Source organism: Fluviicola sp., from assembly GCF_039596355.1.
GTDB lineage: Bacteria > Bacteroidota > Bacteroidia > Flavobacteriales_D > Crocinitomicaceae > Fluviicola.
Map to the genome: position 1 here is coordinate 89,089 of NZ_JBCNJW010000010.1, position 25,824 is coordinate 114,912.

The following is a 25,824-nucleotide window of genomic DNA, read 5'->3' on the forward strand; positions in this document are numbered from 1 at the left end:
AATACCCAGCCAATAGGAAAAATATCATCCACTACTTAAATTATAACCACATGTCTTTAAAATATGACTTCTTTTTAAACGAAAAAGTAACAGATTTAGAACCGATAGAGCGGCTTCTGAAAGAAAAGAATATCCCGTATTCGAAAAAAGTAGCCGATCGGAGAATCTATTTTGATGCCTATGAGGACCTTGGTTTCGAAATCTGCATTTTCAGAGAAAACACCAGTTATTTTGAATACCAAATCCACGACACCTGTCATGCGTATGAATGGAATGATTGTACGTGTGTCTCTTTCGAGGTAAATAAGTTTTTCGATAATCAGAAAGTCAAATCCAATATGTTGGAAATGATCATTGCTCTTTTTAAATCAAACGCATTCGACGCACTGCTGCTCTTTAATGGAGATGTCTTAATTCTGGATCGGAAAAACGGCAAGATCAATCCTAATTTGGAAAGCGGTTTTTGGAAATCAACCGATCTTCTTACACGATTAGAGAATCAAATCCATTGAAAACCATCGATTCTCATCACAACCCCTTATCGCTTCTTCGACGCTTTATGTGAAACCTCAAACTTTCCGATTTTCAGGAAGAAGCCACCTTTTTCAGTTTCAGTGGCTTTTCCTGTTTTGAAATCTACCGGGGTGTTTGTTTTTTCGGAGATGGTATGCGTAATAACCGGAATCGGGTTCTTCATATTGGATGTACTTCCGGTATTGGAAGCCAAATCTTTATTCGGAGCTTTATCCAACTCGTTGTTCAGGGTTGGAGAAACCGGTTGTTTGTTGTCTTTTACCTGAGGCAGGATCGTTGGATGGTGCGGCTGCGGAGTGTTATTGTCAACCAGCTGATTCTGGTTGTTTGGCGCTTCCTGATCCGGCGAAATAAATTTTTCCTTCTGATCGCGGATTTCTTTTTTGTCCGGGGTTTGAGTCCGAACATCCTTAGCCGCTACCGTACGGTTTTGATCTTCTACAAACGGAGTGTTTTCAATAACCGGAGCTGGTGCTTGTTCTTCACTTCCTTCGGATGTTTTTTCCTTCAGAGGCTGTTCTTTCACCGGTTTCTGCGGACGGTTGTTTGCAACGGCATTCGGCTGTTCTTCTTTGCTTCCGCTGCCTGTGAGCTGGAAGAACAAAACAAGTATCGCTGCGGCGCTGGTTACAGCTGCGAGCAATCTCCAGGAAACAAACGCAATTTCTTTATGTTTCAGCTCTTCCTTGTTCTCGTATACTACCACATGCGGTGCAAGACGGGTTTCCTGGTAGGCTTCAACTGTTTTTCCAGCTTCCGGATGTTGTGAGATATAGGCATCCAACTGCGCATTTTCCGTTTGGGAAAGCACCTTTTCTACACGCCCGATGGCAAAGTAATCCAGGCTCTCTGCAGAAACGATGCGGTCTTCTTCCTTTTTGAGTAATTCTTTCTCAAGCGGGGAAAGCAATTCCGGAGCATCATCGAGGAAAACGAGTTCCTCATCCTCCAGTTGCAATTCCGGGTGGGCAGTCAAAAACTCCTCAAACGCAACACGCTCAGAGTCGGAAAGAGTTCCCTCCAGGTAATCCAGGTAATAGGATTCGTAATTGTCGATATGAATGAGTTTTTTCATGCTACTAATTCTGTTGATTTAAGGTAGTTTTTCAAGGTCTGACGCGCTCTGAAGATATACACTTTTACCTGTGATTCGTTCAGCGAAGTAATTTCCGCAATCTCATGGTAATTGTACCCTTCATAGTCGCGGAGCAAAATCACCGTTTTTTGAATTTCCGGCAACTTATTGACCGCTTCCTGGAGCGTTTTCTGAACATCGAACAAATGACTCAAAGGATCATCCTGCTTCACATCCTGACCGTCGTAACTACCCGATCTCTTTTCTTTTTTCAGCGTATCAACCATCTGGTGATAAGCCGTTGTGAACAAATAAGACTTGACTTTCGAAGCCTCAATGCTCTCGTGTTTTTCCCATACCTTGGAGAATGTGTCCTGGACAACGTCTTCAGACAGCATCCTGTTTTGGGTATGCTTGACTACAAACCGAAATAAATTATCAGCATACAATTCAACCGCCTCGTTATATTCTTTTCTAGTCATGTAGTCGTTTAACAATCCTAAGACCGTTTGGTTCCGATAAAGTTACAGCTCTTTTGAAGATTTTTTTTATTTTTTTTAAAACCGTTGTTTTTTAACGTGTTATAAATGTAAATTAGTAAAGATTTAAACATTATTTGGATGAAAGCAATTGCTGTTTTGTTAGTGACTATTTGTAGTTTTTCTGTCTCGAGAGCCCAGTGTGATGTGGAAGTGCGGGAAGCATTCGGAGGAGTTTCTTCCATCACGGTTTACAACACCTATATTACGATCGGAGCCATTGCGGATGCATATGTGAATGAGGTCTACAATGCCAACCGCGTAAAAGAACTGATGGGTGAGCAGGCAAGCATGCTCCAGTCGGTGATTGATATGCTTTCCAAATGCCAGGTTGCAAAAAGCAACGGACTCAGCGAAGACGATGTGCAGTACATCAAGGAATTGATTGCCTGTTTGCAGTCGCTAAAAGGAGAAGCACAGGGTTTGAGTGATTTTGCAGTCTCGGGAAGCGAAGATGCCCAGAACCGCTACAATCAGAACCGGGATAAAGCCTGGACGCAGATTTCTGCTTTGCTGGGATTGGGTGAATGATGAAAATTTGATTGGCAGCCATAAAAAAGAAAGGGACGTGATATATCACGTCCCTTTCCGTTAATGTATTTTCGAATCCTTAAAAATGGAAGGTTTCCATGAACTTCGTCGTGAAGTTTCCTTCGTTGAATTGAGGATCTTCCATCAGCTTTTGGTGGAATGGAATCGTTGTTTTGATTCCTTCGATGATGTATTCGTCCAAAGCACGTTTCATTTTCAAAATTGCTTCTTCGCGTGTTTGAGCAACTACAATCAGCTTTCCGATCATCGAGTCGTAGTTCGGTGGAATCGTGTAACCTGCGTATGCGTGCGTATCGATTCGAACACCGTGACCTCCCGGTGAATGGTAGCTGGTGATTTTTCCCGGAGACGGACGGAAATCAGCATACGGATCTTCTGCGTTGATACGGCATTGGATCGCGTGCATTTGCGGATAATAGTTCTTTCCGGAGATTTTCTCACCTGCAGCGATTTTGATCTGTTCTTTGATCAAATCGTAATTGATTACTTCTTCTGTAATGGTGTGCTCTACCTGGATACGGGTGTTCATTTCCATGAAGTAGAAATCGCGGTTTTTGTCAACCAAAAACTCTACGGTTCCAACACCTTCGTAGTTTACAGCTTTCGCAGCCTTGATAGCAGCCTGACCCATTTTCTCACGCAGTTCGTCCGTCATGAACGGAGAAGGAGTTTCTTCTACCAATTTCTGGTGACGGCGCTGAATGGAACAATCGCGCTCAGATAAGTGACATGCGTTTCCGTATTGATCTCCTGCAATCTGGATTTCGATATGGCGTGGTTCCTCGATGTATTTCTCCATGTAAATTCCATCGTTCCCGAATGCTGCACCTGCTTCCTGGCGAGCCGAATCCCAGTTTGCTTCCAGGTCTTCTTCTTTCCAGACGATACGCATTCCTTTTCCACCACCTCCGGCAGTAGCCTTCAAAATGATCGGGTATACTACCTTTTTTGCTGTTTCACGTGCATCTTCCAGGTCTTTCAACAACCCTTCGGATCCCGGAATACAAGGAACTCCTGCAGCAATCATGGTTGCTTTTGCAGTTGCTTTATCTCCCATTCCTGCAATTTGCTCCGGAAGGGCTCCGATAAACTTGATTCCGTGCTCCTGGCAAACGCGTGAGAATTTTTCGTTCTCAGACAAGAACCCGTAACCCGGGTGAATCGCATCTGCGTTGGTGATTTCAGCTGCTGCAATGATGTTCGCAATAGACAGGTAAGACTTGCTGCTTACTGCCGGTCCGATACAAACTGCTTCGTCAGCGAAACGCACTGGTAAACTTTCTTTGTCAGCAGTAGAGTATACCGCTACCGTTTTGATTCCCATTTCTTTACATGTGCGAATGACACGCAAAGCAATCTCGCCACGGTTGGCAATTAATATTTTTTTAAACATAAAATCGTGTTTAATGAGTAACCGGTTGTTTTACGGGAAAACAACAATCAATTAAGCAGGATCTACCAAAAATAATGGTTGATCGTATTCAACTGGTGTAGAGTCGTCAACCAACACCTTCACGATTTTTCCGGAAATTTCCGCTTCGATTTCATTGAACAATTTCATTGCTTCGATGATACAAACCGTTTCTCCTTTGTTGATAGATTGTCCTACGCTTACGAAAGGCTCTTTGTCCGGACCGGAAGAACGGTAGAACGTTCCGATCATCGGTGATTTCACGGTGATATACTTTGAATCATCACTTGCAGGTGCAGCTGCCGGAGTTGCCGCAGGAGCAGTTGCTGTCTGAGCAGGAGCCGCGATAACCGGAGCCGCTACTTGAGGGATCGCCGGAGCGGTTGCTTGCACGATGATTGGAGAATCAGACTTTTTTTCTGATTTAATCGTGATTTTAAAGTCTTTTTGCTCAATTTCAACTTCTGTAACACCTGATTTTGCTACAAACTTGATTAAGTCTTGGATTTCGTTCAGATTCATACCAGTATAATTTAATAAAGTTGTTTTTTCGATTTTTAAGAATTATAAGCCCATTTCAAATAGATGGCTCCCCAGGTAAATCCACCACCGAAGGCAGATAAAATGAGGTTGTCACCTTTTTTCAACTGCTTTTCCCAATCCCACAAACACAGTGGAAGAGTTCCGGCAGTTGTATTTCCATATCGTTGAATGTTTACCATTACTTTTTCTTTCGGAACGCCCATGCGGTCTGCAGTAGCATCAATGATGCGCAGGTTTGCCTGGTGTGGAACCAACCAATCCACGTCTTCTGCGGTCAGGTTGTTGCGTTCCATGATCTCAGCAGAAACTTCAGCCATGTTTGTCACAGCGAATTTAAACACTTGTTTTCCTTCCTGTTTTACAAAATGCATGCGCTTGTCCACTGTTTCATGTGTCGGCGGGTTCATGGAACCTCCGGCAGGCTGATACAAGTATTGTCTTCCGGCTCCGTCTGAACGCAGGATAGCATCCTGGATTCCGAGGCCTTCTGTATTTGGCTCGAGCAAAACTGCACCACCACCGTCACCGAAAATCACACACGTTGTGCGGTCTTCGTAGTCGAGAATAGCACTCATTTTGTCTACACCGATTACGATCACTTTTTTGTGTTTTCCGGATTCAATGAAACCGGCACCTGTTTGCAAACCGTAAATGAAACCGGAACACGCTGCGATCAAATCGTAACCCCATGCGTTTTTCAATCCCAGCTTATCACAAACCACATTGGCTGTAGAAGGGAAGGGATAATCCGGAGTTACGGTTGCTAAAATCACCAGTTCGACATCCAGCGGATCGGTATTTGTTTTCTCCAAAAGACCTTTTACTGCTGCTGCAGCGATATCGGAGCAAGCGCCATCACGAAGAATGCGACGCTCCTTAATCCCGGTCCTCGAAGTAATCCATTCATCAGAAGTGTCGACAATTTTAGCTAAGTCGTCATTTGTAACTACTTCCTCCGGAAGGTAGCCGCAAATACCTGTTATTGCTGCTGTGATTTTACTCATTTTATTGATTAAAAGCGTCGTTAATGTTTTTTGTAAGATCCGATTTTGCCACTTCCCAGGAGTGGAGCAGCATACTCTTCACGGCTTTGTCATTCGAGATTCCGTGACCGATAATGACGTTACCCTTCACTCCCAGAATAGGGGTTCCGCCGTAACTTTCATAATTGAAACGGTCAAAGTATTCGTCGCGGATGCCTCTTTTGCGCATCAGGGTGTAAATGCCTTCGGCTTGCTTCAGAGCAATGTTCCCGGTGAATCCGTCACAGACCACTACATCGGCCAGACCTGTAAAGAGATCACGACCTTCGATGTTTCCGATGAAATTGATTTCGTCCGATTCTGCCATCAGCTTGTGAGCGGCAATCGTCAGTAAATTTCCTTTCGTTTCTTCTTCACCGATGTTCAATAACCCGATTCGTGGATTCTCCACACCGTATACGCATTTGGCGTACAGGCTTCCCAGTACGGCAAATTGGTACAATACATCGGGTTTGCAATCAGCATTGGCTCCAACATCCAGTAAAATGGAGTTGTTACCGTCAACTGTCGGCAATACGGATGTAATACACGGACGGATGATTCCGGCAATGGTATTGATTTTGTAGATTGCGCCAACAAGCATTGCCCCGGTATTCCCGGTGCTTGCGAAAACATCAATTTCCTTTTTTGCCAACAAGTCAAAACCAACCGCAATACTGCTATTCGGTTTATTTGGAATTGCTCTTGTGGGATGGTCATGCATCGTGATGATATCCGGGGCATGCACAATGTCATACGCTTCCGGAGTTTCATTCAGCGCGTTAAGGCCACTCAGGATTTGATCCTGGTCGCCAATCAACACGAGACGCACGTCCTGAGGAAGTTCTTTTCTGGCAAGTACAGCACCGGCTATGTTAGCATCGGGAGCAAAATCACCGCCCAAAATATCTATTCCTATCTTCATCAGGAGGAATGTTTAATAAACAGCGAATTAAATCGCTACTTCTTTCTCAGCTACTACTCTTCCTTTGTAGTACAATTTGCCTTCATGCCAGTGAGCATGGTGGAACAAATGTGGCTGCCCTGTTGTAGGACAAGTTGCAATGTTCTTCGCGATTGCTTTGTCGTGAGTTCTTCTTTTGTCACGACGTGTGCTCGACTGTCTGCGTTTTGGATGTGCCATTTTACTTATTTATTTCAATCGTTAATTCAAATTTTTCAATGCGGACCATCTTGGATCTATCGGCCGGTCGTCATCCGGTTCATCGTCATCCTCATCGGAATCATCTTCTCCTTCGTCGTCCCAGTCCTCATCATCTTCGTCCTCATCCCAATCTTCGTAATCGTCTTCGTCGTCATCCGGTTCATTTGCATTCACAATATACTTGTTATACAAATCCATTACCTCTTCGTTGCATGCTCCTTCCGGATGAATTCTGCGGGCCGGTAATGAAATAACCAACAACTCGTAAATCGGTGCTGCGACATCCAGTTCGAACGCTTCCGGATGGAGGATGATCAGATTTTCATCTTCCGAAACTTCTGTTCCGAACTTGTAAACGATGCGGTAGTCTCCCCGGATCTGCACTTCCATCGGATCATTGCAGCGATCACATGGAGTGGTGACAGTTCCTGAAAGCGAAAATTCCGCAATCATCATGGTTTCCTTCTTGTCCAATGCCAGTTCTACATGAACGTTAGCATCGTCAATCAGCGTGTCTTCAACACCTTCAAAGAACGATTTGTCTATGTCGAACTCATAGCGATGTGTCCCTATTTTTAATCCGACAAAATGGATTATGAACTCATTCGTAGATTTCTTCACTACACAAAAATTGGAGGGCAAAGGTAGAAAAAATAAACGAATAGATGTTGATAATCTATTAAAATTTAATTTTCACCGGATTATTCCGTGTCTGCACTCTTGTTAGTTATCCGTTTTGAGCAAGCTGAAAATGCTTTTTTTGCCTACTCGATTTCGTGTTGTCTGTCTCCGCGCTTGCGCTGCTGTGATTCCTGGATCTGTAACGGATTTGCCCCGGCTTCTTTCAGGAATTTCCGTGTTTTGAAAATATCCATTGCCAGGTAAATGGCGCTGCGCATGGATTGAGGGTTTGCTTCGTTTTTTCCTGCGATATCGAAAGCTGTTCCGTGATCCGGAGACGTTCTCACGATCGGAAGTCCGGCGGTGTAATTCACCCCGTCTTCAAAAGCAAGCGCTTTGAATGCGGCCAATCCCTGGTCGTGATACATCGCTAAAACGGCGTCGTACTGACTGCGGATCGGGCTTCCGAAGAATCCGTCTGCCGGGAACGGCCCGAACGCCAGAAGGTCTTCGCTTTTCGCCATATTGATAGCCGGAGTAATGATTTCCGCTTCTTCGGTTCCCATTTTTCCATTTTCACTGGCATGCGGATTCACGCCGAAAACAGCGATTCGTGGACGTTGAATGCCGAAATCTTTTCGGAGACTGCTATCCAACTCCTTGATTTTAGAAACGATTTTTTCACGGGTCAGAGCCGCAGAAACGTCTTTCAGCGGAAGGTGGGTTGTGACCAATGCTACCCGCAGTGAGCCACTTACCATCATCATGAGTGCTTCTTCTTTTCCGGCCAAATGAGCCAGGTATTCGGTATGTCCCGGGAATTGGAATCCTGCTTTCCCGATAGCTTCTTTCGAAATAGGAGCAGTCACCAGGACATCAATTTTCCCGGACGCCAGGTCTTCTGTTGCACGTTCCAGGGAAAGGAATGCATATTTCCCGCTGGATTCGGTTCCTTTTCCCAGGTCGAACTGAACTTCTTCGTTCCAAACGTTCACAATGTTGATCTTGCGGTTCACAGCTTCATTGGCTGTTTTGCACGTTTGGTAATTGAATTCCGGCTCGTTGAGTGTTTTCTTATGAAATGAAATCGTTTTGGAGGATGCATAAATGATCGGTGTGCAATCCAGCAGCAGGCGATTGTCTGCCAGGGATTTGATCACTACTTCCGGTCCGATTCCATTGATGTCTCCAATGGAAATTCCTACGCGGATTGGATTTGCACGGCCTTCTTCTTTGATTTTTTCTTTCTCTTTTTCCATCTTATGAAAGTCGTTTTAAGAAGTTGATCAATAAACGGATTCCTGTTCCTGTTCCTCCGAATCCTCTGTAATCCTGAGGTCTGTCAAGGAATGCAGGTCCGGCAATGTCCATGTGGATATACGGTGCTTTCACGAAATGCTCCAGGAATTTTCCTGCTGTGATCATTCCGGCATAACCGCTTCCGAGGTTATTCAGATCGGCGATTTTGGATTTCATTTCGTCGAAATAATCGTCCCAGAACGGGAATTCAACCACGCGTTCGTAGGTTTCCATTCCGGCTTCGTTGAGCAGGTTGAAGTATTTTTTGTCGGCATTTCCCATGATAATGGATGCGCGTGACCCGATGGCGCGTACGGCAGCTCCGGTCAGTGTTGCGGCATCGATGACCAGTTCCGGTTTGTATTTATCGGAATAGGCCAGTGCATCTGCCAGGATCATGCGTCCTTCTGCATCGGTATTCAAAACTTCAACAGTTGTTCCGTCATACATCGTAATGATGTCTCCCGGAGCATAGGCATTCAATCCCGGACGGTTATCCGTTGCAGGAATCAACCCGATCAGGTGGATCGGCAATTCCATCATTGCTGCGGCGTAAATCGTTCCTGCCATACATGCTGCTCCAGCCATATCGGATTTCATGGAATCCATGGATCCGGCGGTCGGCTTCAAACTCAAGCCTCCGGTATCGTAAACAACCCCTTTTCCGATTAAAACAATCGGTTTTTTGTTGCTTGGTTTTTTCGGCTTGTATTCGATGATCGTGAATGTAGGCGGATCTACCGAACCTTTGTTCACAGCCAGCAATCCGCCCATTTTCAGGGCTTCGATCTTGGATTTTTCCAATACTGTCACAGAGAAACTTGCTTCTTTTCCTTTTGCTTCGATAGCTTCAGCCAGCTGTGTTGCATTTAATCCGGAAACCGGTTCGTTTACCAGGTCGCGTGCCCAGAAAACAGCTTTCAGTGTTGCGCTGAGTTCGGAAATAGCAGCGGCAGTGATTTTGGCGCTGAAATCAATGGTTTCCAGTGCGAATTTTTCTTTCGCCGCTTCCTTGCGGTACTTTAGGTACTGGTAGCAGGAAAGCGCAAAACCTTCTGCTACAAGCAAACTGTTTGATTTCCCCCCGTCGATGAAGATGCTTTTCACCTCTTTCGGAAGTGCGGCGCGGAGTTTATTTCCCATGATGCGCTGCTTTTCGTCCGTTGCCTGATCTTTGATGAAAACGTAGTGTTTTCCTTTGATCGGCAGGTGAAGAAATGGTGCGTTTTCATCTTTTTGAAAAGTCTCCAGTTCTTCGGAAATCACTTTCGGAAGTTTTGTTTGTGTTTCGGTCTTTTTCCCGACAAGGACAACGAGGCCTTCTTGCTGGTCGAACACGGCGGATGTATTCAAATTCATATCGATCCAAATTATGTGAATCGTAAAGATACTATTAATTCAAAAGTGAGAATTGAAAAGTTGCCGTTTGATTCGGCTTACTTCGTTTGAATTTGGGAGTTGTTTATTGCGGTTTCCTGTTTAGAAAGCGTCTCAGTTTTCGACTGCCGAAAATGCCTGCCGGAACCAGGATGATCAGAAGCGGCCAGATAGAAAGCAGCCAAAGTACAAAGCCCGTCACGGCATGCCAGCCTGTTGAAAACGAGTCTGCTGCATGTGTTCCAAAACCTTCTTCATCTGTCTGTTCCACCATTTTGTGCGGCAGGGTTTTAAATAACCGGATATTGATCGTGCCGTATTCGGAACGGTTGTCGAGGAATCGCATGCGGCCTTCCTGGCTTTCGATTTCTTCAATGAGCAGGCGTACCTGACCTTCGATCTGGAGCAATTCGTCTACGTTTTTGGCCCTGCTCATGATTTCCTGGTAACGTTTCAGGTAAGCTCTTTTGCTTTTCAGGCGTGTTTCGATGTCGTTGTATTCTTCGCTGACATCTTCGGCGCGGATATTTTTTGAAATGATTTCGTCCGATCCGCGGTTGACAGCCAGGAGCAACTGGTTGAATTTTTCTTCCGGAACCCGGAGTCGTAAGGTGTAGCGCAGTTCCCCGTCTGTTTTGGTGAATGATTCCTTGTCGTAATACCCGTTTACGGATTGTAGTGCCTGGTCTAGATACGCTTTACTTTGTTCGATCCGCCGGCTTTTCAAGGTGATGTTTCCCGTTTTGACGAGCTTTTTTTGCTGCACCGAGTTCGCTTGGGCATAGTACGTCGGTTTGTTGTTGGAATAATCCGCGACGGATTCGCTGTTGATTTGAATTCCGGCTTGGAAATCGTCTTTTTGGAGCGCGGATCTGCGTTCTTTGCTTTCGTTGTTTGAGGAACAAGCCAAAAGAAAACCGGAGAGCAGCACAATGCCTGTCGATTTAGTGATGATTAGAAGTGTCATTATTGAATGTTTAGTTTCCTATGCTACAAGCTGTAGAAATAAACGTTCAAAATGGGATAGCAGGCTTCGACTCCGCTCAGCCTGTTTTAACTGGATCTGGAAACCTGCTGTCCGAGGTTTTTGAGCATGGCAATGGTCTTGTCCACGTTGTTCAGATCGATATCCTGCAGGAATTTGACATAGAATTCTTCAAACATGGCGTTGTAGACTTTACACATGCTTTTTCCTGCTTCTGTCAGAACAATCAGTTTGTTCCGGCGATCCGTTTCATCTTCCTGGCGCATCACCAAATCTTTGGCTGACAGCTTATCGATAATGGGAGTGAGGTTTGCCTTGTTCTTGCGCACGGTATCCGCAATCTGCTGCTGATTGATCGGATTTCTCCGGGAAAGAACTACCAATACTTCAAACATCTCAACGGTGATTCCGAGATCATTGTTTTTGAGTTTCTTTTTGAAGTAGGACTGAATAACAAAACGGATTTCTTTGATAGAGTCAATCAGCTCTATCAGTTTGATCATATTGCTGTTTTCGATTTCAATCATGCTATAAAGTTAAAAACAAAACAGTTATGTATTGTAACCAAGGACTGAAAGAAATAGTGAAATGGGTTGATTATTGAGTAATCAGAACAACGGGCCATTTCGTTGCCCGTTGTTTAAGTCCTTGAAATGCCAGGGATTAATATCCTTCCGGAACCATTTCTTCTCCATAGTAACCTTCCGGTGCGCTTTCATTATTCATATTGATCCCGTAGTATTTTCGCTTCAATTCTTTCCCCATCCGGTAAGTAATGACGCTCACATCAAGCAATTTTTCCTGGTAGCTTAAAATGGCGTCCAGGTTTTCCAGGTTCGGATTCAGACAGATATCGCTCATATTTTTAACACTGCCCAAATCGCCTTTCAACCAGCGCCCGTTGCGTTTTCCCTGAACGTATTCGCCTACCTGGTTCAGGTTTCCGTTTACATCGTAGATTTTCCAGATTCCGGTAGGTAATCCGTCTTTTACCCAGCCCTCGTTTTGAATGGATCCGTTGTCGTAATAATTTTTGACGTACCCGTTTCTGCGGTGCTGTGTGCTGTCTTTTTCCCAGAAACAGTAGAGCATGCGTTCCTCGTTGTGATCGGTATGCGCGCAGTCGTATTTCTCGAATTTTTCAATGATCCAGCTTTTGCTCAGCGGATTGTCGTGCTCGTCCAGGTAATACAAAATTCCTTTCGATTTGAAGCGGATGCTGTCGTTTACCTGGATAATGGTATCGAAATATTCCACTTCCATGAGTTTCTTCCCATAGTAGTTGAAGTATTTCCAGCAGCCCGTTTTCACTCCTTTTGAAATGGTTCCGATGCGTGCAATGGTGTCATTCGGGTAGTATTTCGTGATGTTGTAATCGATCCCGGATTTGTTTACGAGGCTTGGTCTTCCGTAATAGGGTTCGTACAATCCGTAATCGGAGAAACCTGCCTGGTAGATCAGTTGTTCGATGCTGGTGCTTCCGGTAATGTCTCCGAAATTGAACGGAATGGAATCGCGCCAGTCGAATTCGTAGCGCACGCTCAATTCGTTTTCTTCCCAGATTTTCTCTTCAACCGGCTGGTTGTATTGGAATTTGACATACTGATAGCGGAATCCGAGCGTGTCGTATGCTTCGTAATCGTCAATCGGTTCGCCGTTGAGGAAGAATCCTTTTTTCGCCAGCTTGCCGTTTGCATGGTATGCCACGGATTGTCCCTGGAGCATGCCGTTCTTAAATGCCAGATCGAAGATCAGGATGGAATCCCGACCCGGATAGGTGAAGTAAGTTTTTACCGTTCCGTCCAGGAATCCATTTTGATAATAGGATTGCGCGTAGAACAATTTGTTCCGCTTGAACTCAACTCCTTCTTTCGCACCGTCTTTGTAAACTGCGTAACTCAGGGTGTCGCCCTTCCAGTTTAGCTCAACCATCGGGCCTTCCAGTTCGCCGTTTTTGAAGGCGCATTTTGTGTCCAGGTAATAGGTCTTTTTGGATGGATATTCTTCAAACAGGCTTAGCGGATCCGCATATTCATAGCTGTATTCATCTGTTTTTTTCGGTTTGGCTTTCGGATAGATGACCGAATAATCGAAGCTCTCGCCATGTGCTTCTCCATTTTTGTACCCGATGGTTGAACGAACCTTTCCGAATTGATCTTTATACGTCCAGATGCCTTCGGGTTTTCCGTTCAGGTATTTTCCTTCGGTGGAGGAGATGTACGAATCAGGTTTGGCTTCGGCTCTGAAATCGGGAGGATAGTTTTCGGATTCGCCATTCGAATCCAGTCCGTAGGATTGCCAGTCGTACATCGGAAGGAAAATTCCGTACAAGTGGTTGAACAATCCCGAAACGGCATGAGACAACCTGCTCGATCCGTTAAACTCCGGCAGATACCCCAGGAGAATATCCGCACGCTTACCGGATTTCAGGTATGCCTTTACAGCTGATTGGTATAGTTTCACGTCGGCGGCATCCTTGGGAAGGGTAATCACAATGGACTGATCGCTGGCTTTGACGCTGAAACTTCCTTTCTGATCATTCAGTTTGAAGGTTCCCGTAAAAGGTTTGCCGTTTACCCGGATTTCGTGATCGCCGTCATAGCTGTATTTGTATTCCCAGAAAAAAGCCAGTTTCTCAATAGTGAATGTGTCCGAAATGTAGTTTTTCCAGTATTCATCCAAAACCCCATTCTCAATGGTGCGCAGTTCGATGTTTTTGAAACGGGTTGTTCTTACGGCGTTCATATTCAGGTAGTCTTCCGAAAAAACAACTTCCTCCCTGACTGCCGTGTCTCCCATCAGATTTCGCTGGAAAGCTTCAAGTGTTCTGGTTTTCGGGTAGAAAACAATTTGCTTCGCAACAGACAAATTGACTTTGAACAGTTCCTGTACCAGCAGGATGCGCTCCGGCATTTCACCGGTTTTCAACTCCTCGTCACTCGAATAAATGTAGGTAGGCTGGCCCAGGTTTCGCTCATATTTTTTGTTGTCGATATCAATGAATGAACCACGATCCTGGTCTGATTTGGAAAGGATGTTTCCTTTGGAATCATACCAGCTTTCGTAGTATTTGACTCCGTTGTAGTCGTAATAACGCTGCACATATTGATTCGAATCCGCAACAAACACTACTTCGTTTGCAATGGTTCCGTTGTCCCAGTAAACAGGTTCTTCTTTGACCAGTGCTCCATCTTTTACCTCGAAGCGGTATTGAAGCTGGCCGTTGTTGTAATAATGTTCTACGACTCCTTCGTATTTGTACAAATACCCCATGGAATCAATGAGATCGTTCAATGTGTATCGTTTGCCGTTGGTTATTTCATAATATTCCTCCGGGTTGTAGTGCTCCATGTAGCGTTCTTCCATGGCATAGTCGTAATCGCCGTATTCAGAGTAGGATTCCTCTCCTTCGTAGCTGGTAAAGCTTTCTTCCGGAAGTTCCAGGTCGTTGGTGTCTTGTTCCAGGACTTCAAAGAACGTTCCGAAATCAGGAAAATCGCCCGTTGCCCCATAACCAATCGATTCGTCTCCGCCACTGTTATGAAGCACCAGGGAGTCGGCGGGCGAACCTTCATAGTTGTACATGGAGTACTCGTAAGGGATGACTGCATGCCGGATGATCGGCGTTTTCCCCCGTTTTTTATCCGACCGGATCGTGTAGCGGTCGATCAGTACTTTGTCTTTGCTTTTGGTAATAATGAGTTGCTTCTTCTTGTCGAAAGAAACAGTGGTTTTGAATTCGTATAGCTCCCACGTACCGGATTCTTCATCGTTGGTATAATGACCTGAAGTGATCAGTTCTTTGTTTTCGTAAACGGTATACGGTCCGTTCTTCAACCCGTTTGAGAAATGGAACGTGGTGGTGTTGGTATCATACGGAATGTTTTTAAACCGGTTTTCCAGGCTTTCGTTCGGGTCGTATTTGTATTCTGTGTCTGGCTTCAGCGTGTAATCAAATGTTTTCCACATGCCATTTTTCTCGCTGTCTTCGTAATTCCCGGATTTGACCACTTTTCCATCAGCGCTGAACCAGGTGCTCGGCCCGGAGATTGCATTGTTCCGGATGGAAAAATATGCGGCTACAATATCATTTTTGTAGCGGAGCACGCGTTTTGAAATGTACGGAATATCGCGGTAGAACATCACATAGTCACCATCCGGCAAGTTGACTAATGCCGGTGTCGGGTCGATGGAAATGCTGTTGTCTGTAGTGACCAGGAAGTAGGGGTAGAGCTCCAGGATCTGCTCAAAGTCTTTCAGGTATTTTTTAGACGATTTCGGGAATTTGATCGCTCCTTTTTTCTCCAGATCCGTAATGGGTTCTTCCGTCACAGAAACAATCTTTTCATTGCGGTCGTCGCGTTTGATGACTTCTTTTCGGTCTGCAAAATTCAGGTAGTATTCCTGCATGCTCTGAACCTGCTGCTGATGTGGATAGACCAGGTAGGTTTTTCCTTCGATGGTCACCTGGTCTACTTGTGCGGAAACAAAGCAGGAAATGAATAACACAAACAGAGCCGGAAGAAGTTTCATGCTTAAAGAGTTGTTGATCATGGAAATACGACGATTTAATTGCGTGTTGCGAAAGTAATGGAAATCAGTTGTTTATTCATAAAATGAATAGGTGAAAATTTCCTGGGTCTGATAGTGATTCACACTTTCTACGTGTTCTTTTTTGTGAATCATTTTTTCAGGCAGTTTTTTACTGTTGTAATAAATGAATGATTTGACAGAGGTTACAAATGTTTTGTCAATAAAGGTCGAATCGAGGTAACCGGAAAAATGCCCTTTTTCGTAGCTGAAATAACGCTTTTTGAAGAACGGATAGTCTTCATTGGCAATCATTTTGGGGTAATTGGAAGAATAGTAGCTGTAATTGGAAATGAACTTCTCCTTCACTTTGTTCCGTACTTTGTAGCGTTTTTCAGGTCTGTCCGGTTTCCCGAGAATAATCCAGTCATTCGGAAGCGGATTGGCGATGGAATCTACGGAAAGCGGCCCGAAGTATTTTTTGTTGAGGATAAAGTGAACCAAATCCAGGTCATTTGAAGCGGTAAATGCTGCATAATCCGGTGTGATTCGGTTCGTTTTATACGTAAACGTGTTGTTTTCGACTCCGTAAAGGTTGTCTTTCTGAACCACTTCGCAATACCCCAGAGCTCCTGGTTTTCCAACCTGAAACGATTGGTTTGAAATCACGATTCCTTCGGAAAAATCTGTAATCTGCATCTGCACCAGCCTGCCTGATTGATTGAAGGTGTAGATAATTGCCCGCTTGGGAAATGTTTCGTCGTCCGAATCATTGTATGTGCCGGTATCGGAAATAACTCCTTTGAAAGATGTGACGGTGAGCTGCTTGATTTTATTTCCGACCACGATGCTGTCATTGAACCAGAAGGGAAAATTAATGAGCGAGGAAACCTCTTCCTGAAAATAAAGCGGATGAATCAGGTCAGCCGTTATTTCGGTATGCGAAACCGGAACTTTCTTTTTTTCAGTACAGTTAGCGAGTGTGAATCCTAACAAAAGTAAGAGGCAAACAGTCAATCGTTTCATTCATTTAAAAGTAATGAATAATTGCGAATGCCTGATGCCGAATTGTGAATTGAAAAAATAATTTTGTTGTGGCTGGTTTTCAATATCAGAGAGACACCGCGCGTTTTCACGGACGACATCTCCCTGATGAGCTGTTTCACTGCAAAATCAGATAGAAGTATAACCTCCGTCTGCAATAACGTAACTTCCGGTAGTGAACGAAGATTTGTCTGAGCTTAAGAATGTCACCAAATCAGCTACTTCCTGCGGTGTTCCCAAACGGTTCATTGTTGCTTTGGAAGCAATGTATTCCATCGCAGCTTTGTCGAGATGTGCGGTAAGCAATGGTGTTTCAATGTAGCCCGGGCCTACTGCATTACAACGGATGTTTTTCTGACCGTATTCTGCCGCGATATTTTTGGTTAATCCTACTACGCCGTGTTTGGATGCGGTATATGCCGGACTGTTCGGAGCAGCAACCGTACCGTGGATGGATGCAATATTCACGATGCTTCCGCCTCCGTTCTTTTCCATTTGTTCCAATTGGTAACGACAGGCGTAGAACACACCACTCAGGTTCAGGGCAATGACTTTGTCCCATCCGTCGATCGGGTATTCTCCAGTCGGTAAGGCAGGGCCTCCGATACCGGCATTGTTACAAGCTACGTCCAATCGTCCGTATTTTGCAACGGTTTCTTCTACGAAGCGCTTATTGTCTTCTGCTTTACTTGAATCTCCTTTCACGAAGAATGCTTCGCCACCTGCATCCGTTATTGCTTTAACAGTTTCTGCGCCATGCGTTTCGTCGATATCAGCGATAACAACTTTTGCACCTTCTTTTGCGTAGGTTTCAGCTACAGCGCGACCAATTCCCGATCCGCCACCGGATACGAACGCTACTTTTCCTTTTAATAAAGCCATGATTAAACGGTTTAAAATTTATTCCTTAAAGCTACCAATAGCCGGGCTGTAAAACAATAATTTTGCACGATCTTTACGGAAATTTAACATTTAGTTACCCGGGTAAATCTTTTTTGGGTATTTGTTTCTGCTGAGGGAATTGTTAATACAACACAAAAGCGCCGGGGGTTAGGCTTAAACGGCTCTTTTTCCGTAACTTTGCCAAATGGAATTTGAAAGACCGATAACAGACTGGCTCCCACTTACTAAGAAAGAAGTTGAAAAGAGGGGCTGGGATGAACTGGATGTAATCCTGATTTCCGGTGATGCCTACGTGGATCACCCGGCTTTTGGTACGGCAGTTATCGGTCGGATCATTGAGAGCGAGGGGTTTAAGATCGGGATTATTGCACAGCCAAACTGGCGGGATGATTTACGTGATTTTAAAAAACTCGGGAAGCCGAAATATTTCTTCGGTGTAACCGCTGGTTGTATGGATTCAATGGTAAACCATTACACGGCTGGAAAACGACTGCGCTCAACAGATGCCTACACACCGGGCGGTGTTTCCGGGTTCCGTCCCGATTATGCCACAACGGTTTATACGCAGATCCTGAAAGAACTCTACCCGGATGTTCCGGTCTTGATCGGCGGTATTGAAGCTTCCCTGCGAAGAGTAACACATTACGATTACTGGAAAGACCAACTGCTTCCTTCTATCCTGGTTGATTCGCAGGCAGACCTGCTGGTATACGGAATGGGTGAACAACCCCTGAGAGATTTGCTGCGCTTGTTGAAAAAAGGAGTTCCGTTCAGTTCATTGACAACAGTGAACCAGGTGGCGTTTCTGCAGGATGGTTCAAAGGAATTACCGAAGAACAAGCAATGGGAAACTGTTGAGCTGGCAAGTCATGAAGAATGCCAGAAGAATAAACTCGCTTATGCCGCCAACTTCAAGATCGTAGAGGTCGAATCGAATAAACTCAAAGCAAACCGCATTGTGCAGCAGGTAGGTGGTCAGACACTCGTGATCAACCCGCCATACCGCACCATGACCGAAAAGGAAATGGATCAGTCGTTCGATATGCCGTATACGCGTTTGCCACATCCGAAATACAAAAAGCGCGGCACGATCCCGGCTTATGAAATGATCAAGTTCTCGATCAACATGCACCGCGGTTGTTTCGGAGGATGTAGTTTCTGTACGATTTCCGCACACCAGGGAAAATTCATTTCGTCCCGTTCGGAAAAAAGCATTCTTAACGAGATCGATGAGGTAGTGAAACACCCGGAATTTAAAGGCTATTTGTCAGATATCGGTGGTCCTTCAGCGAATATGTACCGCATGAAAGGAAAAGTCGAATCGATTTGTGAGCGTTGTTCCAGCCCGAGTTGTATTCACCCGGTTATTTGTAACAACCTCGATACATCGCACAAAGCCATGACGGATTTGTACCGGAAAATTGATGCACATCCGAAGATCAAAAAGGCGTTTGTGGGTTCCGGAGTGCGTTATGACCTCCTGGTAGACGATTTCAATAAGAACAACGAAGACGGAAATCACGATGAATACATCGAGCAATTGATCACGCGGCATGTGAGCGGACGTTTGAAAGTGGCCCCGGAACATACTTCCGATGCTACTTTGCGTGTGATGCGCAAGCCGTCTTTCAAGTACTTCCATAAATTCAAAGAGAAATATGACCGCATTTCGGAGAAGAATAACCTGAATCAGCCTTTGATTCCATACTTCATTTCTTCTCACCCGGGATGTGAAGAAGCAGATATGGCTAACCTGGCTGCGGAGACCAAAGACATGGGGTTTCAGTTGGAACAGGTACAGGATTTTACTCCGACTCCGATGACGGTTTCGGAAGTGATCTATTACACCGGTGTTCATCCGTACACCCTGAAACCGATTTATACTGCGAAAGGAGCCGATGAGAAGAAAAATCAGAACCGTTTTTTCTTCTGGTACAAGCGCGAAAACAGGGATTGGATCAAAGATCGTTTAACGAAGGCTAAAAGACCAGAGCTGATCTCCCAGTTATTGGGGGATCAGCATCCGAATCATATGGTGAATAGTAGAACTGGTAACAAAAACCACGGAAAAACTCCGGATAAAGGTGGAACCAATGTTCCAGGCTGGTTGAGCGAACGAAGGAAGAAAAAGTAAGCAACAGACCGCGAAAACTCAGTGAAAGTGGAAGTGGTAATTTCTTTACGGCCTGTTGCTATCTAATGCCTTGCCTTTGTTCAAAACGCGATATCCCGCGACGACCAAACCTGTAGAAGTGATTTGTTCATGTGCAGGTAGCTTTCAATCGCACTGACGGAAGAACCCACCTTAGAAATGCAGTAAAGCAATTCTTCTTCTGAACATTTCAACTCACCACTCCAATAGCTGATATTCGTCTTGTTGTGAATATCCACTCTTGGTTTGTTTACTAGGTTGTGTAACATTTGAACAATGAATTAATTTCTTTTCTTGAGACAAATGTATGCGGGTACTTTGACTTAAACAACCGTATTTTTACTGAAAATGCATTGCGGAAAACCACATTTTTTTCAATTGTTGATAAGATTAATTGTGTTAAAATCAAGGCTCTATTTGGATTTCCATTTTTAGGGGTTTGGAAGTTCAATTTATTCCCTCTAATATTAGACTGTATAACTTAAACTATATTATTATGTCATTTAATGGAAATGAAGGTTCAAAGATTTCTTTGGCTGAGGGAGCAGCGCTAACATTAAGATACCGTATAGGTAATCAGGACGGTGTACTTGGAGCGTTTTATGGTAGAAATCACATTGAAGAAATTTTAGCTCAGAGTGACTGTCAGGGAATCCGGATATATCTGGGTAAGGATGTAGACGGAAAGTCATCATTAGTACTTGTTGGAGCAGACTCTGCTGAAAATGATTTGTTGGATGTTATTCTTGATGTCGGCCAAAGATGTCCTCCTAATTGTAGCGGTACAAACCCACTAAACGCTGATTTGAAAGGCGGGTTAAAATAATGATATGGAAGGCTGGGAGTATGTAGTTTTTTCATCTTACATTTTTCCAATAGGCATGGGATTGGCGCTTTTGATTCAGAAGCGCCTTCCTTTTATCGGAAAGATATTGTGGGTCTATATGCTATTCAGACTTTGTGTTGAAATAGTAAGTTTCATTCTCGCAAGAAATGGGATTAATAACCTATGGCTTTACCGTGTTTACCTGTATGCCGAATTGGTTTTTCCAAGTATTTTCTTTTTTAACCAATTTTCCAGAAAGGGAAACAGACTGCTGCTCCTGATTGCATTTGTTTTAGCAATTACATTAACTACTTTAACGAATCTGTTTGATAACTGGCTGGCGCATGCTTCGGTACAGACGGGAATCGCTTTTGTTTATGTGGCTTTTATTATCATCAGCTATTTTGTTGAAATGTTTCGGATGGAAAAAGTCTTTAACCCGTTTAAAGATGTTTATTTTATTCTCGGAGCTGTTATATTTTTGGGACACTCGGGTAGTTTGATATACGACGTGCTTTACAATTATCTCATTTCGGGTTATTTCGGATCAGGTATTCTCTCGATTTTGAATAAAGTTAATTTAAGCCTGATTATATTTTATAATGTGTTATATTCATATGCTTTATGGATCAGCAGGCACCATCCAACTTAGGACTCTTGTTAATCATCGGTACATTGGCCATGTTTATCATGTCATTGAGTATCATCATGTTTGCTGTTTTGTACCAGCAGAAAATGCGTCGCAAGCGTCAGGAAATGATTCAGTTGGAACTGAATTATAAGAATGAGTTGGTTCATGCCGTTCTGGATGCAAAAGAACTGGAGCAGCGAAGAATTGCGATTGAACTGCACGATGATATCGGGTCTTCCCTTACTGCACTGAAATTGTCGTTTGCATCACTGCCGATTAATGACGATGAGCGCAGGCTGTTAAACGAAGGAGTCCAAATCACTATTGGGAAAGTGCGAAGCTTGTCTAACCGCTTATTGCCAAGTATCCTGGAAGAATTAGGGTTGATTCCGGCGGTGAAAAGTCTGGTAAACACGCTTTCGCAGCAGGTTCAATCCGTTAAGTTTTCTGTAATAGCAGCAAACGACCCGAAACACGAATCGCAGACCCGTGAGGTAAGTCTGGGAATTTACCGGATCATACAAGAGTTGATCAATAATATCCTGAAATATGCTGAAGCAACGGAAATAAACCTGGTACTCGAACAGAATGAAGAAGGAGTCGTTATTGTACTTACAGATAATGGAAAAGGGTTTATTCCAACGAAAGAAGATAAATTAAAATCCCAAAGTCTGGGATTAAAGAATATTGAAAGCCGGAGTCAGCAGATTCAGGCAGAAATTGACTACGAATTACTGAATCCGGGAACTAAAGTGACACTAACATGGCAAGCGATAGAAACAAAATTAGAATCGGCATAGCCGAAGACCAATCTATTTTCAGAAACGGATTGGTCAAGCTGTTGAACGACATTGATGGATTCGAGGTGGTGCTGTCCGTTGAAAACGGACAATTACTCATTGATGCTTTGTCAACTACTCCGGTAGATTTGATTCTGATTGATTTCAGAATGCCGGTGAAGAATGGGATTGAAGCAACCAAAGAAATCCGAGCCATGTTCCCGGGGATTAAAGTATTGTTACTGTCCATGTATGACGATACGGAATTTGTGGAATTGGCAATCGAAAACGGAGCAAATGGTTATTTGTCGAAAGACGATGACGCTGAGGAAATTCAACTTGCAATTCGTTCGGCAGTTGAAACGGGATATTATCTGAACGATCGGACTTCTAAAATGTTTATTGCGAAAATGGTTCATGCAGGAAAGATTCAGCCGGCTTTTGAAGAAATTTCGACTGCGGTATTTAACCCGAATGAAATGGTCATCCTGGAGATGATTTGTAATGAAATGACGACCCAGGAAATTGCAGATAAATTGTTCAAAAGCAGAAGAACGATTGAAAGTGCACGAACATTGATGATGAACAAAGTGGGAGCGAGAAACGTGGTTGGATTGGTGATGTACGCAATTCAGAATGGAATCGTCAGCCAGAAGCCGAAATAACAACGTAAAACCCGATTCTTTTCACAGCTTCAAAATGCAATATCGCAATATTGCGAACCCCTTGTTATTACTGAGCTGTAGAGCCTATTTTTTACTTTTGGCCTGATAACTTACTTGTAAATCCGCGTCAGGATTCCGTAATAAAGTTCCTTACCGCTGGAAGCTTTAAGCCACAACTCCGAATTCTCGGTTTTTGAAGCCCGGATTCCCGTTTCCCGTATCAATTGATTGATGGTTGCGATATCGACCTTTGGTGAGTAGGTATTGATGATCAAAACGCCGGATTTATTCAAAAGCTGAAAAGCTTCGAAAATAAGTGTTCCGAGTAAGTCTTCCAGTTTCCACTTTTCCCCTTTCGCTCCAAGTCCCCATGCCGGAGGATCCAGCTGAACCAGGTCGTAGGTGTTTCCGCGTTTGACTTCCCTGCGGATAAACTTCAAGGCATCTTCATGCACCCATTTGATTCCGTCTAATCCGGAGTTGAGTTGATTTTGTCTTCCCCAGTCGAGCATCGGTTTCACACTGTCGCAGTGAATCACCTCCGCACCGCTTTTACGTCCGAAAACAGAAGCCGCTCCGGTATAAGCAAAGGCATTCAGGAAGCGTTTGGAAGCATCCAGGGATTCCGAAATGAATTCCCAGTTGATGTGTTGTTCCGGGAACAGCCCGACGTGTTTGTTGTTGGTAATGCGCAGTGTAAATGCCGCATCGGAATGCGTCGTGAAAATCCATTCATCCGGTGCGTCCGGCTTGAGTTTTTTCCAGGTTCCCTGTAAAGACCCTTCTGATTTGGGAAGAAATTCCCAATGTGCAAGATCCTGCCATTCTTTTTTAGAACGGACTGCGGCAAAATAAGCCTGGTGTTCCGGACGGATGGTAATAATCGTTCCCCAGCGCTCTAATTTTCTGCCACCTCCGGCATCAATCAGCTCGTAATTCTCGGGAAACGCACCAAACGATTTCATCAAAGATTAGCGCATTTTAGGCATTTTCTTACGACCTCCCATCATTTGCGCCATACGCATCTGATTTTTGGAAGGAGCATTCTGAAGTTGCCCCTGCATCATTTTGATCTGATCTTTCAACATTCCGCTGTCGTCCATTTTCTTCGCTTCAGCCAATAAGGTAACAGCTTCTTGTCTGCGTCCGGTTTGAACACAAATTCCTGCCAGGTGCATGCGCGCCATCGCTTTGTCATGTCCTCTTTTCAATCCCATTTGGATAGCCTGACGCAACAATGTTTCCACTTTTGCATGCGGGAAAGACTGTGCATTCAGCAAAGCCTGCATGTAAATCACATAAGCTCTCTGGCGTTTAGACAAAATGAATTGAGGAGCCGTGATGCGGTTAATGGCACGTTGTGCTTTCTCCTGGTTTCCGGTACGCATGTGGTTGATCATGAACGCCACGTTTTCATTGTAGATGAACGTCAGGATTACGAGCGCCAACGGGAAAATCAGGAAAATTCCCCAACCCCAGTAACCGGTATAAAAAGAGAAAACAGTTAAGAATAATAGTCCTGCAGCGAGGATGCTGCGAATAACAAATCCGATCATAATTTATTTAGTCAATTGTTGCGATACACTTTAATTCAATAGCGATTGGGGTAGGAAGTGAATTGATTTCCACAGTCGTTCTGCACGGAAGGTTGTCCTTGAAATATTCCGCATACACCCGGTTGTATACGTGGAAATCACGTTTCATATTTACCAGGAATACCGTCACGTCAACTAACTGATCCCAACTGGATCCGGATTCCTCCAGGATGATGCGTACGTTGTCAAAAACGCTTCTGCATTGCGCTTCGAAATCAAATTCGATGAAGTTTCCGTTCTTATCCAGTTTCAATCCCGGAACTGCAGAGTCGATATCATCGGAACCCGCTACTCTCGGACCAACTCCTGATAAAAAAAGGAGGTTGCCTACTTTGCGCGCATGCGGATACAAACCAACCGGTTTCGGAGCCTTGTTTGTGGAAATACGTGAAGCTTCTGACATAAAATTTTTTAGCAAAGATAGTGCTTTCTCCCAGATTCCATAACGAATTATTTTCCATGCTCTAAACGGCGTCATTGAATACAACGAACGGAATTATATGTACATTTGCCAAGACTATGAATAAGCGAATGAGAACCGTAGGAGTCATTGGAGGAGGTAGTTGGGCTACCGCTCTGGTGAAGATATTGTGTAATAATTTTGCACAGGTAAACTGGTTTGTTCGGCGGGAAGATCAGGTAGCTCATATTTTGAGATACAAGCACAACCCAACTTATTTGCAGTCGGTTGAATTCGATTTGAACCAGATTCACGTTTCCAACAAGCTGGAAGAGATCATTCACCGCAGCGATGTGTTGATCGTTGCAACACCTTCCGCTTTCCTGGTTGAATTGTTTAAAGACACTACGCCGGAATTGTTTAAAGGAAAGGTGGTATTCTCGGCAGTAAAAGGGATCGTTCCCGAATACAATGCCATTCCGGCGCGTTTTTTCCATAAAACATTCGGAACTCCCTATAAAGACATCGGGATCATCTGCGGCCCTTGTCATGCAGAAGAAGTCGCACTGGAGCGTTTGTCTTACCTGACTGTTGCTTGTCAGCACGAAGGAATTGCAGAAGAAATGGCCAGAATGCTGGCTTGTCGTTATATTAAAACCACCACGTCGGATGATTTGTTCGGAACGGAACTTTCGGCGGTATTGAAAAACGTCTACGCCCTGGCTTCCGGCATCTGTGCCGGTTTGGGTTATGGAGACAACTTCCAGTCGGTTTTGATTGCGAATGCGATCCAGGAAATCGAAAACTTCATCGATGAAGTAAGCCCGATCCACCGGGATGTGAAATCATCCGCCTACCTCGGCGATTTGCTGGTAACTGCCTATTCGAAATTCTCCCGGAACAGAACATTCGGATTCATGATCGGAAAAGGATATTCCGTAAAAACCGCACAATTGGAAATGGACATGATTGCCGAAGGGTATTACGCCACTAAATGTGTCAAGGAAATCAATAAAAAGTTCCAGGTAGACATGCCGATCCTCGAAGCGGTTTACAACATCCTGTACGAAAAGATCTCTCCGGTGATTGAGATGAAAATCCTGACGGATAAGCTTGCTTAATCAATTACGAATTCCTAATTCCGAATTACGAATTGGCAAGCCCTTTCTTTTGAAA

General features: G+C 44.2%; 27 protein-coding genes. 8 read left to right on the forward strand and 19 right to left on the reverse strand.

Annotated features, from left to right (window positions below; translation table 11 throughout):
• The first annotated feature begins 50 nt into the window (after window positions 1-50).
• Entirely contained in the window at window positions 51-512 is a 462-nt protein-coding gene (locus tag ABDV94_RS16315; RefSeq protein WP_343748280.1) for a SitI3 family protein, read from the forward strand.
• A 26-nt stretch (window positions 513-538) separates the two neighbouring features.
• Here ABDV94_RS16315 and ABDV94_RS16320 read toward each other — a convergent pair whose 3' ends face one another.
• A complete protein-coding gene (locus tag ABDV94_RS16320; protein WP_343748281.1) occupies window positions 539-1,609 on the reverse strand; it encodes a hypothetical protein in 1,071 nt (356 codons plus the stop codon).
• A complete protein-coding gene (locus tag ABDV94_RS16325; protein ID WP_343748282.1) occupies window positions 1,606-2,091 on the reverse strand; it encodes an RNA polymerase sigma factor in 486 nt (161 codons plus the stop codon). Before ABDV94_RS16325 ends, ABDV94_RS16320 begins: the two co-directional genes overlap by 4 nt.
• 138 nt (window positions 2,092-2,229) lie before the next feature.
• Here ABDV94_RS16325 and ABDV94_RS16330 point away from each other — a divergent pair, with 138 nt between their 5' ends.
• Complete coding sequence (locus ABDV94_RS16330; protein ID WP_343748283.1) at window positions 2,230-2,679, forward strand: hypothetical protein; 450 nt, start codon at window positions 2,230-2,232, stop codon at window positions 2,677-2,679.
• Between the two features lie 79 nt (window positions 2,680-2,758).
• Here the strand turns inward: ABDV94_RS16330 and accC are convergent, their stop codons facing one another.
• The 13 genes from accC to ABDV94_RS16395 all read right to left on the reverse strand — a co-directional run bounded on the left by accC (window position 2,759) and on the right by ABDV94_RS16395 (window position 17,579).
• A complete protein-coding gene (gene accC / locus ABDV94_RS16335) occupies window positions 2,759-4,093 on the reverse strand; it encodes an acetyl-CoA carboxylase biotin carboxylase subunit (protein ID WP_343748284.1) in 1,335 nt (444 codons plus the stop codon).
• Between the two features lie 51 nt (window positions 4,094-4,144).
• Window positions 4,145-4,633: an acetyl-CoA carboxylase biotin carboxyl carrier protein gene (gene accB / locus ABDV94_RS16340; RefSeq protein WP_343748285.1), complete on the reverse strand. Its 489-nt coding sequence runs from the start codon at window positions 4,631-4,633 to the stop codon at window positions 4,145-4,147.
• 35 nt (window positions 4,634-4,668) lie between these two features.
• Window positions 4,669-5,658, reverse strand: coding sequence for a beta-ketoacyl-ACP synthase III (locus tag ABDV94_RS16345; RefSeq protein WP_343748286.1), 990 nt, complete (start codon window positions 5,656-5,658; stop codon window positions 4,669-4,671).
• A 1-nt stretch (window position 5,659) separates the two neighbouring features.
• Window positions 5,660-6,601 (reverse strand): phosphate acyltransferase PlsX, encoded by a 942-nt coding sequence (gene plsX / locus ABDV94_RS16350; protein WP_343748287.1) that lies wholly within the window; start codon window positions 6,599-6,601, stop codon window positions 5,660-5,662.
• A 27-nt stretch (window positions 6,602-6,628) separates the two neighbouring features.
• Window positions 6,629-6,820 carry a 50S ribosomal protein L32 gene (gene rpmF, locus ABDV94_RS16355; protein WP_309281773.1) on the reverse strand — a complete coding sequence of 64 codons (192 nt, stop codon included), beginning with the start codon at window positions 6,818-6,820 and terminating at the stop codon, window positions 6,629-6,631.
• 21 nt (window positions 6,821-6,841) lie between these two features.
• Window positions 6,842-7,462, reverse strand: a complete 621-nt coding sequence (locus tag ABDV94_RS16360) for a DUF177 domain-containing protein (RefSeq protein WP_343748288.1) — start codon at window positions 7,460-7,462, stop codon at window positions 6,842-6,844.
• Between the two features lie 143 nt (window positions 7,463-7,605).
• Window positions 7,606-8,721, reverse strand: coding sequence for a 4-hydroxythreonine-4-phosphate dehydrogenase PdxA (pdxA, locus tag ABDV94_RS16365; protein ID WP_343748289.1), 1,116 nt, complete (start codon window positions 8,719-8,721; stop codon window positions 7,606-7,608).
• 1 nt (window position 8,722) lies between these two features.
• Window positions 8,723-10,120 (reverse strand): leucyl aminopeptidase family protein, encoded by a 1,398-nt coding sequence (locus tag ABDV94_RS16370; protein ID WP_343748290.1) that lies wholly within the window; start codon window positions 10,118-10,120, stop codon window positions 8,723-8,725.
• A gap of 103 nt (window positions 10,121-10,223) precedes the next feature.
• Entirely contained in the window at window positions 10,224-11,105 is an 882-nt protein-coding gene (locus ABDV94_RS16375) for a DUF4349 domain-containing protein (protein ID WP_343748291.1), read from the reverse strand.
• Window positions 11,106-11,191: 86 nt separating this feature from the next.
• Entirely contained in the window at window positions 11,192-11,650 is a 459-nt protein-coding gene (locus ABDV94_RS16380; protein WP_343748292.1) for a MarR family transcriptional regulator, read from the reverse strand.
• A gap of 136 nt (window positions 11,651-11,786) precedes the next feature.
• On the reverse strand, window positions 11,787-15,656 hold the full coding sequence (locus ABDV94_RS16385; RefSeq protein ID WP_343748293.1) for a hypothetical protein: 3,870 nt from the start codon (window positions 15,654-15,656) through the stop codon (window positions 11,787-11,789).
• 72 nt (window positions 15,657-15,728) lie between these two features.
• Complete coding sequence (locus ABDV94_RS16390; protein WP_343748294.1) at window positions 15,729-16,679, reverse strand: hypothetical protein; 951 nt, start codon at window positions 16,677-16,679, stop codon at window positions 15,729-15,731.
• A gap of 147 nt (window positions 16,680-16,826) precedes the next feature.
• Window positions 16,827-17,579, reverse strand: coding sequence for a glucose 1-dehydrogenase (locus tag ABDV94_RS16395; protein WP_343748295.1), 753 nt, complete (start codon window positions 17,577-17,579; stop codon window positions 16,827-16,829).
• A 205-nt stretch (window positions 17,580-17,784) separates the two neighbouring features.
• Here ABDV94_RS16395 and ABDV94_RS16400 point away from each other — a divergent pair, with 205 nt between their 5' ends.
• Window positions 17,785-19,734, forward strand: a complete 1,950-nt coding sequence (locus ABDV94_RS16400; protein WP_343748296.1) for a YgiQ family radical SAM protein — start codon at window positions 17,785-17,787, stop codon at window positions 19,732-19,734.
• Window positions 19,735-19,814: 80 nt separating this feature from the next.
• On the opposite strand, the gene ABDV94_RS16405 is transcribed toward ABDV94_RS16400, so the two are convergent.
• Window positions 19,815-20,021: a DUF3606 domain-containing protein gene (locus tag ABDV94_RS16405; RefSeq protein WP_343748297.1), complete on the reverse strand. Its 207-nt coding sequence runs from the start codon at window positions 20,019-20,021 to the stop codon at window positions 19,815-19,817.
• Between the two features lie 227 nt (window positions 20,022-20,248).
• Here ABDV94_RS16405 and ABDV94_RS16410 point away from each other — a divergent pair, with 227 nt between their 5' ends.
• From ABDV94_RS16410 to ABDV94_RS16425, 4 genes are read left to right on the forward strand one after another with little or no spacing between them, the layout of a single operon-like run.
• Window positions 20,249-20,578 carry a hypothetical protein gene (locus ABDV94_RS16410; protein ID WP_343748298.1) on the forward strand — a complete coding sequence of 110 codons (330 nt, stop codon included), beginning with the start codon at window positions 20,249-20,251 and terminating at the stop codon, window positions 20,576-20,578.
• A 4-nt stretch (window positions 20,579-20,582) separates the two neighbouring features.
• Entirely contained in the window at window positions 20,583-21,230 is a 648-nt protein-coding gene (locus ABDV94_RS16415; RefSeq protein ID WP_343748299.1) for a hypothetical protein, read from the forward strand.
• Entirely contained in the window at window positions 21,203-22,009 is an 807-nt protein-coding gene (locus ABDV94_RS16420) for an ATP-binding protein (protein ID WP_343748300.1), read from the forward strand. The genes ABDV94_RS16415 and ABDV94_RS16420 overlap by 28 nt, the downstream gene beginning before the upstream one ends.
• Entirely contained in the window at window positions 21,973-22,653 is a 681-nt protein-coding gene (locus ABDV94_RS16425; protein ID WP_343748301.1) for a response regulator transcription factor, read from the forward strand. Before ABDV94_RS16420 ends, ABDV94_RS16425 begins: the two co-directional genes overlap by 37 nt.
• 110 nt (window positions 22,654-22,763) lie before the next feature.
• On the opposite strand, the gene ABDV94_RS16430 is transcribed toward ABDV94_RS16425, so the two are convergent.
• The 3 genes from ABDV94_RS16430 to ABDV94_RS16440 are packed head-to-tail and all read right to left on the reverse strand — an operon-like array spanning window position 22,764 to window position 24,651.
• Window positions 22,764-23,618: a class I SAM-dependent methyltransferase gene (locus tag ABDV94_RS16430; protein WP_343748302.1), complete on the reverse strand. Its 855-nt coding sequence runs from the start codon at window positions 23,616-23,618 to the stop codon at window positions 22,764-22,766.
• 6 nt (window positions 23,619-23,624) lie between these two features.
• The gene (locus tag ABDV94_RS16435) at window positions 23,625-24,209 is read right to left on the reverse strand and encodes a DUF2892 domain-containing protein (RefSeq protein ID WP_343748303.1); all 585 of its coding nucleotides are present in this window, start codon (window positions 24,207-24,209) and stop codon (window positions 23,625-23,627) included.
• Between the two features lie 7 nt (window positions 24,210-24,216).
• On the reverse strand, window positions 24,217-24,651 hold the full coding sequence (locus ABDV94_RS16440) for a Rid family hydrolase (protein ID WP_343748304.1): 435 nt from the start codon (window positions 24,649-24,651) through the stop codon (window positions 24,217-24,219).
• A gap of 116 nt (window positions 24,652-24,767) precedes the next feature.
• Between ABDV94_RS16440 and ABDV94_RS16445 the strand changes: the two genes are divergently transcribed.
• A complete protein-coding gene (locus ABDV94_RS16445) occupies window positions 24,768-25,769 on the forward strand; it encodes an NAD(P)H-dependent glycerol-3-phosphate dehydrogenase (RefSeq protein ID WP_343748305.1) in 1,002 nt (333 codons plus the stop codon).
• The last annotated feature ends 55 nt before the right edge of the window (window positions 25,770-25,824 follow it).

What these genes read in the sequence shown, in the direction of transcription:
- ABDV94_RS16370 (WP_343748290.1), bottom strand. Translation starts at nt 10,120, where the DNA reads ATGAATTTGAATACATCCGCCGTGTTCGACCAGCAAGAAGGCCTCGTT.
- ABDV94_RS16440 (WP_343748304.1), bottom strand. Translation starts at nt 24,651, where the DNA reads ATGTCAGAAGCTTCACGTATTTCCACAAACAAGGCTCCGAAACCGGTT.
- ABDV94_RS16415 (WP_343748299.1), top strand. Translation starts at nt 20,583, where the DNA reads ATGGAAGGCTGGGAGTATGTAGTTTTTTCATCTTACATTTTTCCAATA.
- ABDV94_RS16430 (WP_343748302.1), bottom strand. Translation starts at nt 23,618, where the DNA reads ATGAAATCGTTTGGTGCGTTTCCCGAGAATTACGAGCTGATTGATGCC.
- accC (WP_343748284.1), bottom strand. Translation starts at nt 4,093, where the DNA reads ATGTTTAAAAAAATATTAATTGCCAACCGTGGCGAGATTGCTTTGCGT.
- ABDV94_RS16425 (WP_343748301.1), top strand. Translation starts at nt 21,973, where the DNA reads ATGGCAAGCGATAGAAACAAAATTAGAATCGGCATAGCCGAAGACCAA.
- ABDV94_RS16380 (WP_343748292.1), bottom strand. Translation starts at nt 11,650, where the DNA reads ATGATTGAAATCGAAAACAGCAATATGATCAAACTGATAGAGCTGATT.
- accB (WP_343748285.1), bottom strand. Translation starts at nt 4,633, where the DNA reads ATGAATCTGAACGAAATCCAAGACTTAATCAAGTTTGTAGCAAAATCA.
- plsX (WP_343748287.1), bottom strand. Translation starts at nt 6,601, where the DNA reads ATGAAGATAGGAATAGATATTTTGGGCGGTGATTTTGCTCCCGATGCT.
- ABDV94_RS16345 (WP_343748286.1), bottom strand. Translation starts at nt 5,658, where the DNA reads ATGAGTAAAATCACAGCAGCAATAACAGGTATTTGCGGCTACCTTCCG.
- ABDV94_RS16435 (WP_343748303.1), bottom strand. Translation starts at nt 24,209, where the DNA reads ATGATCGGATTTGTTATTCGCAGCATCCTCGCTGCAGGACTATTATTC.
- ABDV94_RS16420 (WP_343748300.1), top strand. Translation starts at nt 21,203, where the DNA reads ATGGATCAGCAGGCACCATCCAACTTAGGACTCTTGTTAATCATCGGT.
- pdxA (WP_343748289.1), bottom strand. Translation starts at nt 8,721, where the DNA reads ATGGAAAAAGAGAAAGAAAAAATCAAAGAAGAAGGCCGTGCAAATCCA.
- ABDV94_RS16405 (WP_343748297.1), bottom strand. Translation starts at nt 20,021, where the DNA reads ATGTTACACAACCTAGTAAACAAACCAAGAGTGGATATTCACAACAAG.
- ABDV94_RS16375 (WP_343748291.1), bottom strand. Translation starts at nt 11,105, where the DNA reads ATGACACTTCTAATCATCACTAAATCGACAGGCATTGTGCTGCTCTCC.
- ABDV94_RS16325 (WP_343748282.1), bottom strand. Translation starts at nt 2,091, where the DNA reads ATGACTAGAAAAGAATATAACGAGGCGGTTGAATTGTATGCTGATAAT.
- ABDV94_RS16400 (WP_343748296.1), top strand. Translation starts at nt 17,785, where the DNA reads ATGGAATTTGAAAGACCGATAACAGACTGGCTCCCACTTACTAAGAAA.
- ABDV94_RS16390 (WP_343748294.1), bottom strand. Translation starts at nt 16,679, where the DNA reads ATGAAACGATTGACTGTTTGCCTCTTACTTTTGTTAGGATTCACACTC.
- ABDV94_RS16410 (WP_343748298.1), top strand. Translation starts at nt 20,249, where the DNA reads ATGTCATTTAATGGAAATGAAGGTTCAAAGATTTCTTTGGCTGAGGGA.
- ABDV94_RS16395 (WP_343748295.1), bottom strand. Translation starts at nt 17,579, where the DNA reads ATGGCTTTATTAAAAGGAAAAGTAGCGTTCGTATCCGGTGGCGGATCG.
- rpmF (WP_309281773.1), bottom strand. Translation starts at nt 6,820, where the DNA reads ATGGCACATCCAAAACGCAGACAGTCGAGCACACGTCGTGACAAAAGA.
- ABDV94_RS16445 (WP_343748305.1), top strand. Translation starts at nt 24,768, where the DNA reads ATGAATAAGCGAATGAGAACCGTAGGAGTCATTGGAGGAGGTAGTTGG.
- ABDV94_RS16330 (WP_343748283.1), top strand. Translation starts at nt 2,230, where the DNA reads ATGAAAGCAATTGCTGTTTTGTTAGTGACTATTTGTAGTTTTTCTGTC.
- ABDV94_RS16315 (WP_343748280.1), top strand. Translation starts at nt 51, where the DNA reads ATGTCTTTAAAATATGACTTCTTTTTAAACGAAAAAGTAACAGATTTA.
- ABDV94_RS16385 (WP_343748293.1), bottom strand. Translation starts at nt 15,656, where the DNA reads ATGAAACTTCTTCCGGCTCTGTTTGTGTTATTCATTTCCTGCTTTGTT.
- ABDV94_RS16320 (WP_343748281.1), bottom strand. Translation starts at nt 1,609, where the DNA reads ATGAAAAAACTCATTCATATCGACAATTACGAATCCTATTACCTGGAT.